This is a genomic window from Cytobacillus sp. T106 (assembly GCF_040492155.1).
Classification (GTDB): Bacteria; Bacillota; Bacilli; order Bacillales; family Cytobacillaceae; genus Bacillus_AB; species Bacillus_AB infantis.
The window spans coordinates 150,277-165,670 of record NZ_JBEUMK010000008.1 but is presented as its reverse complement, the minus strand read 5'-3'; the positions used below and the strand labels follow the sequence as shown (position 1 = coordinate 165,670).

At 46.4% G+C, this 15,394-nt stretch carries 15 protein-coding genes and 1 tRNA gene; 2 read left to right on the top strand and 14 right to left on the bottom strand.

What is annotated here, in order from left to right; genetic code table 11:
* Positions 1-12 precede the first annotated feature (12 nt).
* The 8 genes from ABU165_RS15680 to ABU165_RS15645 all read right to left on the bottom strand — a co-directional run bounded on the left by ABU165_RS15680 (position 13) and on the right by ABU165_RS15645 (position 7,749).
* A complete protein-coding gene (locus tag ABU165_RS15680) occupies positions 13-933 on the bottom strand; it encodes a S66 peptidase family protein (RefSeq protein ID WP_009794171.1) in 921 nt (306 codons plus the stop codon).
* A 76-nt stretch (positions 934-1,009) separates the two neighbouring features.
* Complete coding sequence (locus ABU165_RS15675; protein WP_318060252.1) at positions 1,010-2,641, bottom strand: peptide ABC transporter substrate-binding protein; 1,632 nt, start codon at positions 2,639-2,641, stop codon at positions 1,010-1,012.
* A gap of 103 nt (positions 2,642-2,744) precedes the next feature.
* A complete protein-coding gene (locus ABU165_RS15670; RefSeq protein WP_035402756.1) occupies positions 2,745-3,743 on the bottom strand; it encodes an ABC transporter ATP-binding protein in 999 nt (332 codons plus the stop codon).
* A gap of 7 nt (positions 3,744-3,750) precedes the next feature.
* Positions 3,751-4,704 (bottom strand): ABC transporter permease, encoded by a 954-nt coding sequence (locus tag ABU165_RS15665; protein ID WP_318060251.1) that lies wholly within the window; start codon positions 4,702-4,704, stop codon positions 3,751-3,753.
* Positions 4,704-5,636 (bottom strand): ABC transporter permease, encoded by a 933-nt coding sequence (locus ABU165_RS15660; RefSeq protein ID WP_022543623.1) that lies wholly within the window; start codon positions 5,634-5,636, stop codon positions 4,704-4,706. The genes ABU165_RS15665 and ABU165_RS15660 overlap by 1 nt, the downstream gene beginning before the upstream one ends.
* Positions 5,637-5,648: 12 nt before the next feature.
* Positions 5,649-6,473 carry a M55 family metallopeptidase gene (locus ABU165_RS15655; RefSeq protein ID WP_009794166.1) on the bottom strand — a complete coding sequence of 275 codons (825 nt, stop codon included), beginning with the start codon at positions 6,471-6,473 and terminating at the stop codon, positions 5,649-5,651.
* A gap of 164 nt (positions 6,474-6,637) precedes the next feature.
* Positions 6,638-6,967, bottom strand: coding sequence for a DUF3870 domain-containing protein (locus ABU165_RS15650; protein ID WP_022543622.1), 330 nt, complete (start codon positions 6,965-6,967; stop codon positions 6,638-6,640).
* Positions 6,968-7,158: 191 nt separating this feature from the next.
* Positions 7,159-7,749 (bottom strand): molybdopterin-dependent oxidoreductase, encoded by a 591-nt coding sequence (locus tag ABU165_RS15645; protein WP_022543621.1) that lies wholly within the window; start codon positions 7,747-7,749, stop codon positions 7,159-7,161.
* 247 nt (positions 7,750-7,996) lie between these two features.
* Here ABU165_RS15645 and ABU165_RS15640 point away from each other — a divergent pair, with 247 nt between their 5' ends.
* Positions 7,997-9,016 (top strand): LLM class flavin-dependent oxidoreductase, encoded by a 1,020-nt coding sequence (locus ABU165_RS15640; RefSeq protein WP_009794162.1) that lies wholly within the window; start codon positions 7,997-7,999, stop codon positions 9,014-9,016.
* A 103-nt stretch (positions 9,017-9,119) separates the two neighbouring features.
* On the opposite strand, the gene ABU165_RS15635 is transcribed toward ABU165_RS15640, so the two are convergent.
* The 3 genes from ABU165_RS15635 to ABU165_RS15625 form a co-directional block, all read right to left on the bottom strand.
* A tRNA-Val gene (locus tag ABU165_RS15635) sits at positions 9,120-9,191 on the bottom strand.
* A 182-nt stretch (positions 9,192-9,373) separates the two neighbouring features.
* Entirely contained in the window at positions 9,374-10,075 is a 702-nt protein-coding gene (locus tag ABU165_RS15630) for a hypothetical protein (protein WP_009794161.1), read from the bottom strand.
* Positions 10,075-10,902, bottom strand: a complete 828-nt coding sequence (locus tag ABU165_RS15625) for an ATP-binding cassette domain-containing protein (RefSeq protein ID WP_009794160.1) — start codon at positions 10,900-10,902, stop codon at positions 10,075-10,077. The genes ABU165_RS15630 and ABU165_RS15625 overlap by 1 nt, the downstream gene beginning before the upstream one ends.
* Before the next feature lie 172 nt (positions 10,903-11,074).
* On the opposite strand from ABU165_RS15625, the gene ABU165_RS15620 reads away from it, so the two are divergent.
* A complete protein-coding gene (locus ABU165_RS15620) occupies positions 11,075-11,299 on the top strand; it encodes a hypothetical protein (protein WP_009794159.1) in 225 nt (74 codons plus the stop codon).
* A 171-nt stretch (positions 11,300-11,470) separates the two neighbouring features.
* On the opposite strand, the gene ABU165_RS15615 is transcribed toward ABU165_RS15620, so the two are convergent.
* The 3 genes from ABU165_RS15615 to ABU165_RS15605 form a co-directional block, all read right to left on the bottom strand.
* Positions 11,471-13,432 carry a TRAP transporter permease gene (locus tag ABU165_RS15615; protein WP_318060250.1) on the bottom strand — a complete coding sequence of 654 codons (1,962 nt, stop codon included), beginning with the start codon at positions 13,430-13,432 and terminating at the stop codon, positions 11,471-11,473.
* Positions 13,422-13,952 (bottom strand): DUF1850 domain-containing protein, encoded by a 531-nt coding sequence (locus tag ABU165_RS15610; protein WP_035402693.1) that lies wholly within the window; start codon positions 13,950-13,952, stop codon positions 13,422-13,424. The genes ABU165_RS15615 and ABU165_RS15610 overlap by 11 nt, the downstream gene beginning before the upstream one ends.
* A 173-nt stretch (positions 13,953-14,125) precedes the next feature.
* The gene (locus ABU165_RS15605) at positions 14,126-15,124 is read right to left on the bottom strand and encodes a TAXI family TRAP transporter solute-binding subunit (RefSeq protein WP_009794156.1); all 999 of its coding nucleotides are present in this window, start codon (positions 15,122-15,124) and stop codon (positions 14,126-14,128) included.
* Positions 15,125-15,394 lie beyond the last annotated feature (270 nt).

Here is a 15,394-nt window from a genome sequence, read left to right as displayed (position 1 = left end):
CCTTGCACCTCTTTAGCGTACGCCGCTTTCGACATACAATTGTTTTTCCGCTGTATCCAGCACCGCATCCGCTCCGAGCGGAACAGAGAAGTGAGGCGAGCAATGTCCGATCTTAAATCCTTTCATGGCCGGCCTGCCCGCTTTAATCAGATAGTAATCAATAACTTCATCAAGAGATAAGCTGAGCTCGCGCTGCGGTTCACATTTGTTAAAGTCCCCCACGACAATGCCTGCTGCTTCAGATAATTTGCCTGCCATCAGCAGCTGATTCAGCATCCGGTCGACTGAGCGCGGTTCTTCATTGATATCCTCGATCAGCAGCAGCTTCCCTTTCATATCAATCTCAAAAGAAGTTCCAAGCGTACTTGCGATCAAGCATAGATTGCCTCCAGTCAGGGGACCTTCTGCTCTTCCTTCCACTACTGCTGTCAAAGGTGAAATCTCTTCAGTGTATAAGGAATCTGCAGGCTTGAAAAGCTGGCTGAAATATTGTTTGGACAATGGGTGGACGTCCTCCTTCCCGATATCGGAAGCAAGCATCGGACCGTGAAAGGTAATAAGCCCGGTTTTCTGCCTTACGCTCGTGTGAAGGAAGGTGATATCACTGTAGCCCCAGAATATTTTGGGATTTGCCTTAATAAGGCCATAATCCAGGTCACCTGCAATTCTGGCAGTTCCATATCCCCCGCCTGCACAAAAGACCGCTTTAATCTCTTTGTCTTCGAACATATCATGCAGATCCTCGAGCCTCTCTTTGTCTGTGCCAGCCAGGTAGCCATTTAGTTTCCTGACAGATTTCCCTTCTCTGACTTCCAATCCCAGCTCTTTAAGAAAATTAATGCCCCTATCAAGGCTTTTGAGGTCAGGCGGGCTGGCCGGTGAAACTACACCGACAGCATCCCCTTTTTTCAAATGTCCCGGCTTTATTTTCATATCATATGCCCCTTTCCATATGCGCTGCCGTTTGCCAGTTAAAAAGGGATGTTCAGCAGAACACCCCTTTTCAATGCTATTCTTTGTCAGCCCATTTTAATTCCAGATATCCGACTGGGTGGCGGACGATACCTGATACAGCTTCATTTTGGAGATATACCTGGTTATAGAAATGCAGTGAGAAAATAGGCGACTCATTATAAAGGATTTTTTCTGCTTCGTACATCATGTCATAGCGTTTCGCTTCATCAGCTTCATTTTTTGCGGATTGAATCAGCTTATCGAAATCGGCATTGCTCCAGCCGGTCCGGTTCATCGAGTGGCCGGTCTGGAAGTTCTCAAGGAAGTTGATCGGGTCAGCATAATCAGCCAGGAAAGAGCTTCTGGAAAGCTGCAGGTTCAGCGCCTTCTGTTCAGTCGCGAACACGTTTGCTTCCATATTTGCAAGCTTTACATCGACCCCAAGATTTTCTTTAAGCATCTGCTGTAGGGCTTCTGCAATTTTTTTATGCACATCATTCGTGCTGTATGTCAGAGTCACTTCAGGAAGCTCGCTGTAGCCTTCCTCTTCCATTCCCTTCTTCAGCAGCTCTTTTGCCTGTGCGGCATCAGTTTTGACCAGGTCCCCGTTCACTTCGCGGAAATCATTCCCGGACGGATCCTTAAAGCCTGGAGGAACAAATCCATAAGCAGGCTGCTCCTGATTCTTGGTTACAAATTCAACGATTTGCTCCTGATCCACCGCCATTGCAAAAGCTTTTCTGATGTTCACATTCTGGAATGGCTCCTTATTCACATTAAAGCGGTAGAAATATTGGCCGGCCTGATCTTCAACCTGGACCTTGCCTTCTTCAAAGAGCTGCTCGCTAAGGTCTGCCGGTACATCTGAAGTGTCCAGCTCCCCTTTTTGATACATCTGGTATTCGGTATTCGTGTCATTCACCATCGCCCAGTGCACTTTATCCAGTTTGACATTTTCCGCATCCCAATACTCTTCATTTTTCTCCATGACCATATTTGTGTCATGCTCCCATTCTGTCAGCTTGAACGGGCCATTTCCTACAAAGGTGTCAGCTTCTGCAAACCATTCCGGATTTTCAGTCGCTGTTTTTTCGTTGACCGGGAAAAATGCCGGATTGGCGATGATGCTTAAAAAGTAAGCCTGCGGGCTAGTCAAAGTCACTTCGAATGTTTTATCATCGACAGCTTTTACGTTCACTTCATCAGCCGATCCTTCACCAGTATTATAGGCTTCGCCGCCTTCAATGAAATAGCCGAGGAAAGCTGCCGGCGAACCTGTATTCGGATCAAGCAGGCGTTTCCAGGCAAAAACAAAATCCCCTGCTGTGACATCATCCCCGTTAGACCATTTTGCATTATCACGTATATGGAATGTGTATGTCTTGCCATCTTCAGAAACATCCCACTTCTCTGCCGCGGCAGGTTCTGCTTCATGCTCCTTGCCGAGCCTTGTCAGGCCTTCCATGATATTATTCAGCGAGTTCCAGGAAACGGCATCAAAACCAATTGGAGGGTCAAAGGATGTTGGTTCTACACCATTATTTAAGTAAAGCACCTTTTCACTTCCGCTATCCCCACTATCTTTGCCCTCATCTGAAGGTTCGCTTCCTGTATCCGAATTGGCTGTACAGGCTGCCATGACGAATACAAGCGACATTGCCAGAAACAACATGAAAAATTTTTTCATTTTTCTCCCCCTCATTCTATTTTCATCTATCAATGCAGTTTCTTGAAAACCTGCATCTGGATAATTCCGCCGGCGTTCCGGGCAAGCCGGAACGCCGGCGGTGCTATCTTACACGGACCAGCATTTTTTTAGCGCGCTCATCCTGCAGCCAGCAGTCCACATGATGCTCACTGCTTAAACGGCTTTCAAACGGATAGACTTTTTCACAAACTTCCATTGCATAATCACATCTTGCTGCAAAAGGACAGCCCTGCGGCGGTGCGAACAAATCAGGGGGGGATCCAGGTATCGGCACAAGCTCCCCTTCTTCAGAATCAAGGCGCGGCACCGAGTTCAGCAGCCCTACTGTATAAGGATGCTGAGGACTATAGAAAATCTCCCTTCTTGTGCCTGCCTCAACGATCTTCCCGGCATACATAACTGCGACACGGTCAGCTACCTGCGCAACCACGCCAAGGTCATGGGTGATCAATATAATGGATACACCTGTCTTTTGCTGGATTTCCTTGAACAAATCAAGTATCTGTGCCTGAATGGTTACATCCAGGGCGGTCGTCGGCTCATCCGCAATCAATATTTCCGGCTCGCAGACAAGGGCCATCGCAATGACTATTCTCTGCCTCATGCCGCCGCTGAATTGGTGCGGGTATTGCCTGAGCCTTGACTCAGGACTGGGTATCCCCACCAGTTTAAGCATCTCCAAAGCCTTTTTCTTAGCCTGGTCTTTGGAAACGGACTGATGCTGCCGGATTCCTTCTATAATCTGTTCCCCAACTGTAATGGTCGGATTAAGAGCTGTCATGGGATCCTGAAAGATCATGGATATGTCCGCCCCCCGGATCTTGCGCATCTCTGACTCTTTCAGCCGGGTCAGGTCCCGGCCATTGAACAGGATCGACCCCTCTGCGATTCTTCCGGGCGGGGAAGGTATCAGCTTCATGATGCTCTGGGAAGTGACGCTTTTGCCGCTTCCGGATTCGCCGACTATAGCCAGGGTTTCCCCTTTGTATAAATCAAATTCCACCCCGCGGACTGCTTTTACCTCTCCGCCATAGGTGGAAAAGGACACATGCAAATTTTTGATTTCCAATACTTTTTCCATCATGGCTCTACCTCCTCAGCTTTGGATCCAGTGCATCCTGCAGGCCGTCCCCGAGAACATTAAAAGCAAACATCGTCATGGAGATGAAAAAGGCAGGAAAGAACAGCCTCCACCAATGGCCGGAAAGGATAGTTGACAGCCCGTCATTGGCCATTACTCCCCAGCTGGCAAACGGTGCCTGGATTCCCAGGCCAAGAAAGCTCAGGAAAGCTTCTGCAAATATGGCCGACGGCACGGTCAGCGTGAGCTGGACGATGATCGGGCCCATTGTATTAGGCAGGAGATTCTTTCTGATGATCCTCGATGTCTTTGTTCCAAAGGTTTTGGATGCCAGTATAAATTCATAATTTTTGATTTGCATGACCTGTCCCCTGACAATCCGGGCCATTCCAATCCAGCCTGTAACTGACAAGGCGACAATGATGGTCGTCAGGCCAGGGCCCATTACGACTGCAAGAAGAATAACAACCAGCAGATATGGCAGGCCGTACAGGACTTCAATGATCCGCATCATCAGGTTGTCTGCCATGCCTCCTTTATAGCCGGCAATGCCTCCATAGATGACTCCGATAATAAAATCCAGCAGGGCCGCAATCACCGCTACGAACAGTGAGACCCTGGCGCCATACCAGGTTCTTGTGAACACATCCCGCCCCAATTCATCTGTGCCGAACCAGTGGCTGGAGGATGGAGGGAGATTCTGTTCGGTCAGCTTAGAGCTTTCGACCGAATGGGGTGAAATGACCGGTCCAAAAATAGCCATAAAGAGCAGAAAGATGAGAAATACGAGTCCGGCCATTGCCAGCTTGTTGCGCGACAGCCGCCTCCACGAATCCTGCCAGTAGGAAAGGCTTGGCCTCACTACTGCCTCAGCTTCCCCCTCTTCTTTCGAACGGGGCGTAAACCACTCATCAGGAATTTCCGGGGAAACGCTGCGCTCCTGCTGTTTTCGCAATTCCATTATCGTCCCTCCCTTTTACTCAGCTTAATGCGGGGATCGAGTACGCCATAGGCGAAATCCACCAGAAACAGCATGAAGATAAGTACGGCGCTATAAAAAACGGTTGTTCCCATGATGACGGGATAGTCCCGGTTTCCGATGCTTTCAATAAAATACTTGCCCATCCCCGGTATGGCAAAGATCTTCTCGATGACAAAGGTGCCGGTCAAAATGCTAGCCGCCATGGTGCCAAGCACCGTGACAACAGGAAGCAATGCGTTTCTCAGTGCATGTTTGAATACGATTTTTACCGGTGTAAGTCCCTTTGCCTTGGCCGTCCTGATATAATCCTGGGTCAGCACTTCGAGCATGCTTGCCCTTGTCAGCCTTGCAATGATTGCCATCGGGCCGGTTGCGAGAGCCAGTGTCGGGAGAATCATATGCCTCCAGCTGGTCCATGTAGCTGCGGGAAGCAGGTCCCAATTGACAGCAACCTGCTGGATCAGCAGCGTTGCCAGAACAAAGTTGGGAACTGATATGCCAAGCACAGCGATGGTCATCGCCAGATAGTCAATGAATCCGTTATGCCTGAGTGCTGCGATGATGCCAAGCACGATCCCCGAAAAGACTGCCAGGAGCAAAGTCCACATCCCAAGTTCAAATGACACCGGAAAGCCCCTGCTCAGCATGTCATTGACTGTCTGTGACGACTTTTTGATAGAAGGTCCGAAATCCAGCGTTATAAGCGACTTCAGGTAAGTTGCATATTGGACAGGAAGCGGTTCATCCAGATGATAATAGGCCTCCAGGTTCTTCTGGACAGCTTCGCTCGTCGCCCTTTCTTCGTTGAAAGGAGAACCAGGGATGCTGTGCATCAGGAAAAAGGTAAGCGTGATGATCAGCCATAGTGTAACAAGCATCGATAAAAGTCTTTTGAGTATATAACTATTCATCCCGGCCACTTCCTAACAAAATGCCGTTCTCATGGCCAGCTCGGTCATGACCAGCATAGCCTGGTATGCTTCCAGAATATTTTTTGCCTGGAACCGGACAGTTGTCGTTCCTTTTTCTATTTCCGTACCAGGCATAAGCCCTGCCCATTCTGCCTGGCCGTAGTTTGCAAATTCAATCCTCAGGAGAGGGGCATCCGGCGGGACAAGCGGTTTAACCTTTTCCCTGTTTTCGATAGCAGCGGCGGTTTTTTCTTTCAAAAGCATTCCGGCCTTAGCCGGTGTGAGGGTTTTTACAGCCGAACGGGAAATGGTCTGTTTTACAACGGCTGTCGTTACATTCGGAATAAGCTCTTCGGCTTCTTTGGCCGCCCTGTCATCGCCTGCAACCATGATCACCGGTACTCCAAAATGGCCTGCCACATATGCGTTGAATCCCAGCTCCCCGACTGCTGTGTCATTTATGTATATATTCCGGACACCGAATATCATGGTGTGAGACATTACACCTTCCATGGATGCCCGTGCATGATAGCCAGCGAATATAGCACCTGAGAATTCAGAATTCAAACCCTGGACCATGCTGAAAGGCTTAACATCCCCTGTGATCAGCTGGGTTTCCGGGTGCATCCTCTCAACAAGAAGATTATTCATTTTGGAATGGCTGTCATTCACCAGCACCTCAGTAGCACCGCGGTCAAAAGCTTCTGAAACAATAAAATTTGCTTCGTCTGTCATAATGATGCGGCTTCTTTCGTAATTATGCCTGGAAGAATCAACATGGGTATAATCAGACAGCCCGGTTATGCCTTCCATATCAACCGATAGATATATTTTCATAGACTCTCCACACTTTCAAATATTTTGAATTTTCTTACTATTATAGCGGATAAATTACTATATTTCAATAGCGTTATGAATAGAACTTAGGCTATTAAAAAAATCCAGCTGCCAGAGAGAGTCTCTAACAGCTGGATTTTATCTGGGTTCAGCAGAAAAAGCAGCTATACATTTAAATTTATTCCGGCTATTTGCTTGTACTTTATGCTGGCATTCTTAAAAGCAACCATCAGCGCTTTCTGGGAAGAACCAAAATACCGCGCTTCTATTTCAGAAAGGATGCCTTCTTCCTCCAGCATGGATTTCCCTGCAAACAATGACTTAACAAACAGGGAAGTCAGCCCAATTGTTGAAGAGCATTCTGCATCTTCAATCTTATGTGTGTCCCTGTCAATGACGAGTGCAATGAAAAAACCATTGTATTTCTGCATGATCGGATTATTGGAGGATGTCTTGCTGTCTCCAATAATATACACTGTGCTGTCCTGATACATATTGCCCTCCTGCGGCGCGGGGATATTATATGAGGCATTTATGCGGGAACATAAATATTCATTATAATGCACACGCCCTTATGGAAATTGTAATATAACAGAGACTGCTTTGACAATTATTTTTATGGATTTTTCTAAATTTTTTATCTATTCAAGCTTCAATAGTTATTAGAAAGGACCAAAAAGTCCCTTCATCTGTATCTTTCCTCCTTAAACGGATCGGCGGTCATGGAGTAGCCAAGCTCCTCCCAGAAGCCTTCTTCATCGTCTTTCATAAAACGGATGCCGGATACCCATTTTGAGCCTTTCCACAAATAGAAAGAGGCTGGAGGTATGAATCTCAGCGGGTAGCCATGCTTAGGGGATATTTCCTGCCATTCATGGTTTTCATCCTTCCATCTGTATACAAACAGGGCGTCATTGCCTAGAAGGTCCCCCAGAGGCAGGTTTGCAGAGTAGCCAAAACGGTCCCCGTTATAATACCCGTATATCTTTATATATTTGACATCTTCCTTGATATTGACCAGCTGCAGCAGTTCCCTTAAAGCGATGCCTTCAAACCTGGTCCCAAACTTGGACCAGGTAGTCACACAATGCATATCAATGCTGGACACCGTTTTTGGCAGCATCATCATTTCAGCATATGACAGGGAAACCTCCTCTTCTACCTCTCCAAAGAGCCTGAAATCCCAAGAAGCTTCATCAAATTCATAAACATCGCCCTGGTGGAGAACAGGCCATTTTTCAGTTTCAAATTGCCCTGGCGGCAGCACCCGCTTCACTGTCATCATCCTTTACAATTATATTTTCATTAAGAATAACCTTTGCAGCTTCCTCCCGCAAGAAATCCCCTTTACCAATCACTTTTTCAGGCAGTCCTCCCCGCAAATACCCAATGGGATATAAGCCTGGCCAGCGGGATTTTTCCGGTTTAAATCATAATATTTTGAGAGACTAATTACTGCTGATAAAATAGACATGAGCTGATGAACTGCAGCAGCCGCCATTCCAGAAGAAAGAAGTGACAATATGTCTGAGAATAAAAAGTTAAGCGATATTAAATATTCTGTACTTGATCTTTCACCTATCAATGAAGGCAGTACAGCAGCGGTTTCATTGAAGAATACTCTGGACCTCGCACAGCATGCCGAAAAATGGGGCTATACGCGCTATTGGCTTGCAGAGCATCATAATATGGCAGGGATCGCCAGCTCTGCTACTTCTGTTGTGATCGGACATGTCGCCGGGGGAACCTCTAGCATCAGGGTTGGTTCCGGCGGAATTATGCTTCCGAACCATGCACCGCTTGTCATAGCAGAGCAGTTCGGTACATTGGAATCTCTTTATCCGGGCAGAATTGACCTTGGTCTCGGGCGTGCGCCGGGCACTGACCAGCTAACAGCACATGCATTGCGCAGGGACCGCGGAAACGATGGACAGGATTTCCCTGAACAGCTTGAAGAACTCCGGGAGTATTTTGAAGCAGAGTCGCCGGCTGAAAGGAAAAGAGTAAGAGCCATTCCAGGCGAAGGCTTGAATATACCGATCTGGCTTTTGGGCTCAAGCGGCTTCAGCGCCAGGCTCTCTGCCCAGCTGGGACTGCCTTTTGCGTTTGCCAGCCACTTCTCTCCTGATAATACCCTGCCTGCCCTTCAGCTTTACCGAAGCCATTTTACGCCATCAGATGAACTATCTGAGCCTTATGCAATGGTAGGGGTCAATGTGATTGCCGCTGATACACAGGAAGAAGCTGAAAGGCTCGCCACTAGCATGCAGCAGCAGTTCCTTAATTTGATCCGCAATACACCAGGTGCCCTGAAGCCGCCTGTCGACAACATGGATGAACTATGGAGTGAATACGAAAAGGCTCTGCTGCAGCAGCAGCTTGGCTCATCCATTATTGGCGATGCAGAAACGGTGCAGAAGAAGCTGCAGGAATTCCTGGACAAAACTCAGGCTAATGAATTCATGGTCAACGCCCAAATTTATGATCACAAAGCCCGCTTGCGGTCATTTGAAATTGTTAGTGAGATCATGAAAAAACAGTAAACAAAAAGGGCTGCCGATAAATCTCGGCAGCCCTTTTTTGCTTCTATACTAAATATCATCAAAAAAAGATGCGTGGCATTATACTGCCACGCATCCTTCAGTATGATCTGAGAGGGATTCGAACCCCCGACCCCTTCCCTGTCAAGGAAGTATTCTCCCGCTGAACTATCAGATCGTGTCTTAACTACATATTTAATTATATTCATTTTCGGGGCAAAGTCAATACTATTTCAGATATTTTTTCGTTTTAATATATTTTTTATTTTGCGGTTTGGAGAACGTCTCCATTGCCTAAAGAAGCATGTGACAGTTCCCCTTAACCAATTTGTTAAATATGAATCCTCACCCGATGTCCATTCACGCTTCCTTTTTTAAAAATAAACGAACCCCCGCAGCAGCTGCTGCCAAACAGTAAGCCACTATAATCAGACTGTCTTTAAGCAATGGTGCCAGTTTAGCCGCAATGTCCCCCTGGCTTAGATAACTCAGCGCCCTCATGACAGGGGGCAGCAGCCACAGGAACCAGGAAGCTCCCTTCCACTCATCTGCAGCTGATTCTGCTGCTAATGAAGCTGTAAGTATGAGAACAGCGGCCAGCCAGGCATACCTTTTATCCGCGTTCAGTCCGCCAGAGAAAAGCATTGATACAAGCAGGCCCAGAATCGCCAGCATAATATGGGCATAGAAAGCCAGCAGGTAAAAAGAAATCTCCATTTCCAATCTAAAGCTTCCTGTGATCACAGGAAAGTAGATAGCAAATATCATGAGCGGCAGGGAGGAGACAAACACAGCAGCCGCCTTGCCAGCAAGGTATTTCTTTTTGCTGCCCAGGTGTGACATAAGGATAAACTTTTCCTGTTCCTGATCCAAGGAAAAGAAAAGCATGCCCAGCCAGGCTGTACACAAATATAAAGCAATCGATGAGACCGCGTAGCTGCTAAGGACGGGTGCCCCTTCGTAGGTGTACAATACGAAAATCCAGACCAGGTAAACAGTATACGGAGGCAGGAATCTGTAAGATCTGATTACACTTCTGAGCTGATACTGAAGGAAAGCCATCAAAGCGCTCCCCCCCTTTCTATCACTTCAACAATTGAACAGCCAGAATCAAGAAGGCTTTTTAGAAGGACGTCTGATGCCGAAGCTGCTTCTTTAATAATAAACAGGTTATGGTCCAATTGGCTATACTGAACAGCTGGCAACTCTTTTAGGATAGAAATATGCGGGACTAGGGCTTTTATGTATTTTACGGCTTCTGCAACATTATTAACATCAGATACAACAGAACCATTTTCCAATTCAATCACCCTGTCCGCCGCCTCTCTGACAAGGAAGTTTTCATGAGCAGTAAAAGCAATGGCCATTTTTCCTTTAAGGCCTGGAAGGTACCTGAGGAATGCCTGCTGGGCTTCCTCGTCCAGACCGGTCAATGGCTCATCCAGGAGGAGAACATCCGGCTGCAGCAGAAGGGCCTGGATAATCCCAGCCTTCTGCATCGTTCCCTTAGAACAATTCTTCAAGGGAGTTTCCAGAAACCCTTCTGCATTGAATAACTCAGCATAATATTCAATCTCTTCCTCAAGCTCTGACTTCGTTCGGCCTCCCATTCTTCCTGCAGACAAAAGAAACTCTCTCATCCTGAACCGATTTTGATCAGGGAAATGTTCAGGAACAAACCCGATCTTCTTGGTCCTCCTTTTTACGCTTCCGGCAGTAGGTTCAAAAAATCCTGCCATCAGTTTCAATAAGGTGCTTTTCCCGGAGCCATTGTGCCCGATTATAGCTGCCCGTTCACCCTCATCCAGCTTTAAATTAATATTAGTGAGAATCATCTTCCCTTTTATGTTTTTCTCTGCCTCAATTAATTCAATCATATGCTTATTCATAGTAATCCCCTAGTCGATTTTCTTTAAAGCAAGCACCGATATATCAAGTGACTCTAAAATGTAAAAAAATGAAAAAAAGTTAAGCCTTATACTTGAAAAAGAACATTTGTTCGCATATAATAAAAATACAAGAAATAAAAGCCCTTAGAAGGCTTAATGGGAGGAAAACTAAATGAAAGGCATTTTATACAGATCAATGGAAAAAAATATGGCTATACAGGTAATCTATCTTTCCGCCAAGAACAAGCTGACACAAAGGAAGATTTTAGTAAAGGATATAAATGGGACTACCGTTCTTGCCTATTGCTTCACAAGAAGGCAAATGAGAATCTTCAAGCTCGAAAACATTCTTTCGCTCATGCCGGAAAAAGAGCAGACATACCGTAAAATCAGCTAATTTCAATATTTGTATTGGGATTAGCTCTTCTGCTTTGGCCACCTATATTTCGCCTCCGCCCCACTCGATTTGCAATCAAGCTATGTTAATATTCAAAAATCTTCCTCCACATCCATATTATCACAATTTTAATCATTCAAAAAAGGAGCCCGATTGGACTCCCTTTGTAATTCAGCCTGCAGTCTGCTGCTTTAGTGAATCATCCCTTTTAATAACGAACTGAAGGATGATAAGAGCTGCAAATGAAACAAGGCCGATTATATCTGTTAAAGTTTCTGGATAGATGAGGCATAAACCACCAACAATGCCGATTATGCGTTCAAACCACCACAGCCTTCTGAACCAGTAGCCGATAACACCTGACCCGATAGCCATCATTCCCGCAAGAGCAGTAAAGACTACCCAGACCAGATAATACCATGTTGTATCAATCATTAACAATTCAGGCGAAAGAACGAACATATACGGAATGATAAAGGCCGCGATCGCCAGCTTCGCCGAATTGACCCCGGTCTTGATCGGCTCCCCTCCGGATACACCAGCGGCTGCGAAGGCTGCAAGTGCAACTGGCGGTGTAATATCGGCAATGATTCCAAAATAAAAGACAAACAGGTGGGCTGATAAATCAGGCACACCAAGCAAAATGATGGCAGGTGCCGCGATGGTTGATGTAATGACGTAGTTTGCTGTCGTCGGTGAACCCATCCCGAGGACGATGGCAGCCAGCATCGTGAGCATAAGCGTCGGTATTAAAGCACCGCCGGCCAGATCAAGCAGTCCATTTGCCAGCTTTAGCCCCAGCCCTGTCTTGGTTACCACCCCGACGATAATGCCGGCAGCTGCGGTTGCAGCGGCTACACCAAGGGCAGTTCTTGCACCGTCAACGAGCGCGTCAATAGCATCTTTAAAATTAATCCTGGTTTCTTTTTTGATAGCGCTGACTGCTATTGTAATGAGGATAGACCAGAGAGCGGCCCTAATTACACTCATACCGCTCATAAGCAGGACGACCACTGCCAGGATAGGCAGCAGCAGATAGATTTTGCTCAGCACTTCTTTGCGGTTTGGCATTTCTTCTTTCTTCAGGCCCCTGAGCCCTATTCTTTTCGCTTCAAAGTGGGTCATGATCCATATCCCCGTGAAATAAAGAAGGGCAGGAATCGCTGCTGCTTTGGCAATATCCCAGTAGGTGATGCCTCCGCCAATGAATTCGACCATCAGGAAGGCCGCAGCCCCCATGATTGGCGGCATCAGCTGTCCGCCTGTAGAAGCTGCTGCCTCAACCGCTCCGGCAAATTCCTTCTTGTATCCAAGCTTTTTCATCATCGGGATTGTAAAAGAACCTGAAGTTACCACATTGGCAACTGAGCTCCCGCTGATCGTACCCTGAAGTGCACTGGAGAAGATCGCTACCTTCGCAGGCCCGCCTGTCCTTTTTCCGGCAATGCTGACAGCCAGATCATTGAAATATTGCCCCACACCCGTTTTTACCAGGAACGACCCGAACAGCAGGAACAGGAAAATGAAGGTGGCAGAAACTCCGAGGGGCGTACCCAATATCCCTTCGGTTGTAAAGAACATCGTCTGCACCAGCCTTTGGAGATCCAAGCCTCTGTGCGCAAGGAATCCGGGCATATAAGGACCGTATAAGGCATACGCAAGAAAAAGGGCAGCAATGATGGTTATAGGAAGCCCGACTGCCCTCCTGGTTGCCTCAAGGACAAGGATGATTGCTGTAAGTCCAATATAAAAATCAAGATCAGTCAAACGGCCGACCCTCATAACGATTTCATCAATCATAAGCGGCCAGTATGCCCCTACTGCAACCGCAGCAATGGCAAGGATCAAATCATACCAAGCTACCTTATGCTTTTTCCCCCTGTCCTTTTTCCTCGCCGGGAAAAGAAGAAAAATAAGCGCAAGTGCAAATCCCAAGTGGATGGAACGCTGTAGCTGCGCTGTCAATACACCGAATATTCCAGTGTAAAGCTGAAATAGGGAGAAGGACAGCAAGCCTAAAAAGACAATCCATCCCAGCACTCCCTTCAGCTTTCGCGTCCCCGCTTCGGGATCATATTTTTCGAGCAGCTCCTGCTGCTGTTCCTGAGTCAGTGTTTCTCCTTTATTGCTCAAGGATATTCACTCCTTCCAACTGCTGGTAAATGTTTATTTTATCAATTGTAAATCTTACCCATGTTCCCGGCTCGATAAAACCTGCCATAGGATACTCGGTTCCGTTATATATAATTCTATGATTTGCCCTGACCTTGCCTGTCCGCATATCAAAATGAGGGAATACTCTATTCATATTCCGGATATAGTATTTCCCGTCCTTTTGTTCAAATACCTCACCTGCGGAAGCGTTGTCAGGCATGCCGATCGCAAAATCTTCATACATAAGCTCGTATTGCCGGATCTTTAAATCCTTTGTTGGTTTATAGCTCTCTACCACATCTGAAAGATGGATTGAATGGGTATATTTTATTTTAAAAATTTCTTCCTCGGTGAAAGGGATATAGGCAAGCACTTTGCCTGTATTTTGGTATTGAATTACAAGTGCTTTTTTGTAAGGGATAAAGATAATAATTGCAATGGCAGCAATTAAGAGGGGAAGCAGCAATAATGCTCTCTTCAATCTAGTTCGTTTTTTCATCAGGACCCCCTGTTAGAAAATGGGATGAAGGCCAACACCTTCACCTGGCCCATCTCTCATTGGGCTAAGGCTGACTTAAACTTCAGGTCCTCTTAAAGAGAATTGACCGGCGCGGTAACCTGTTCAGGTTTGCGGCGCCGGCCAGGGTGAAGCCATTTAGAAAAATCAGCAGACTATTCGGCTTTTACGCCTTTTTCGTCAAAATACTTCTGAGCTCCCGGGTGCACATCGATGCCTACCCCATTAAGAGCACTTTCAGCTGTAATCAATTTGCCTTTTGCGTGTGTGATCTTGTCTGTGTTTTCAAAGATAGCCTTAGTAATGTCGTAAACCGTATCTTCAGACAGGTCATTTGCCACGACAAGCATCGCCTGTACAGCAACAGTTGCTACTGCATCAGAGAGTCCGTAAGTTCCAGATGGGACTTCATCCTGGATATAATAAGGGTACTTCTCAATCAGAGCATCAATTTTGTCTTGTTCGATAGGAACAATGACAACTTCTTCAGTTGCTGAAAGACCTTCAACAGCACCAGTAGGAGTTCCGGCAGTTACGAAAGCTGCATCGATAGTTCCATCCTGGATACCTGCAGTAGACTCGTCAAAAGAAAGATCCTGCTTGTCGATGTCATCAAATGTCATCCCATGCACTTCAAGGATCTGTTCTGCATTCGGGTTCGTGCCTGAACCTGGAGCACCGACAGAAACCTTCTTGCCTTTCAAATCCTCAACAGATTTGATGCCGGATTTAGCTGTAGTGACGATTTGAATCGTTTCAGGATAAAGCGTTCCGATAGCGCTGACATTGTCAACAGCAGAACCTTCAAACATCAGCTTTCCATCTTTTGCATATGAGGCAATATCAGTTTGTGAAAAAGCAATTTCAGCATTTCCATCCTTAAGCGTATTCATGTTCTCGGCAGAAGCGCCTGATGTTTCAGCATTGGCCTGGATGCCGGTTTCATCGGAAATGATATCCGCAAATGCGCCTCCAAGCGGGAAGTATGTACCGCCGGTTCCACCGGTAACGATGCTGAGGAATTTAGGCTTTTCTGATCCGCCTTCCCCTCCATTGTCTGAACCGCCTTCATCTGAATTGCCGCCGCAGGCAGCAAGAATCATAGAAAGCGCCAGCAGCAATGCTGCTGAAAGTAGAAAACTTTTTCTTTTCATAGAATTTCCCCCTCTGTTTTTATTTAGAATTTCTCAAGTTTATTTTAACATAAACTTTTGCACAATTGTCAATTACCATCCCCTGGTCGGTCCTAAAACCAATAGCGGGGCGGTTATGCCGGCAAGGAAAACTGTCTTTGCCTTCAATGTTGAAGAGTTATTAATATTCATGGATTAAAATTGGATTTATTATCCAATAATAACATATTACTGCAATAGGCTGAACCAATAAGGTGCACAGATTGGGCAATTCTTAAATTCTTATGTTAG